1 protein-coding gene and 1 pseudogene are annotated in these 907 nt (G+C 55.7%); both read left to right on the forward strand.

Annotated elements, in window-relative coordinates:
• Positions 1–391, forward strand: a pseudogene (locus AB1L30_RS00185) (hypothetical protein); the annotation flags it as partial.
• A 52-nt stretch (positions 392–443) separates the two neighbouring features.
• Positions 444–907, forward strand: a 464-nt coding sequence (locus AB1L30_RS00190; RefSeq protein ID WP_367011345.1) for a hypothetical protein, incomplete at its 3' end; no start/stop codon positions are given.

Consider the following 907-nt stretch of genomic DNA (forward strand, 5'->3'; position numbering starts at 1 on the left):
GATTGAAAAGCTGGGGGCTGAAAATATCATCGTCCGTACGGTCAAACCGCCATCGGAAGCGATCTCGGAGCAGCGTGGTCCATTGACGTATGGGTTGACCCGCGACGACTGGCAGCTGTTGGATGAAACGCTGCACTCGGCTTGCGCCTTGGTTGGCAGTTTGTACATGCTGCTCATCGGGCAACGCTTCCTGCCTGGCAAGCAGGACATCATGGAACAACTCGGCCACGAAATTCCGTCGTGGAAATCACTGAGCCCGTTGACGCCCGGTCCTGATCTGGTACATTTCTCTCTTCCCAGTTGGGCAACATCGCTCGCAGGGACAAAAGCAAAACGCTTTTGCGAGTGCATCGCGGTGCCGAACGCCTGGTCGACTCGAATGACTGATTGATCTTCGTCACGCGCGACCACTACAAACGCTTCCAGGAAGTGAAGACCTAACCATGAGCGGCACGAACCTTCCTCGCGTGATCATCACCGAAATCGATCCAATCAACGCCCTGCAGGCCGCGATGGAAGGTTACGTCAACGGGCTCAGTGATTTCCACGACGGAATTTCGTGGAAAGAACCATTTAACACGGGAAAACACGGGCGAAATGATTTTGGAACCGACTCGCTCGACCAGCTTCTGGCCGGCTCTACCGACAGCCCACCATCGTGGATGCTGAAGGCGTTGGCCGCCCAACAAGAAGACGATCCTATCGCCCCGGTTCAAGAAGGCATTATGCCCGCTACCAGTTCGCCGAAACGATGTGCCTGGGCTGGAAACGACCCCGACATGCAGGCCTATCACGATCAGGTTCTTCTTTTCCCACTCGATCAGCTCGGAAAGTTCGCGAGCCGTGATCGAATCGTTGAACTGAATCCCCAACTTCGTCGCTTCCCGCTTTTGGCTTTCGGTCGCGG

This window comes from Bremerella sp. JC817 (assembly GCF_040718835.1).
In the GTDB taxonomy this organism is placed as follows: domain Bacteria; phylum Planctomycetota; class Planctomycetia; order Pirellulales; family Pirellulaceae; genus Bremerella.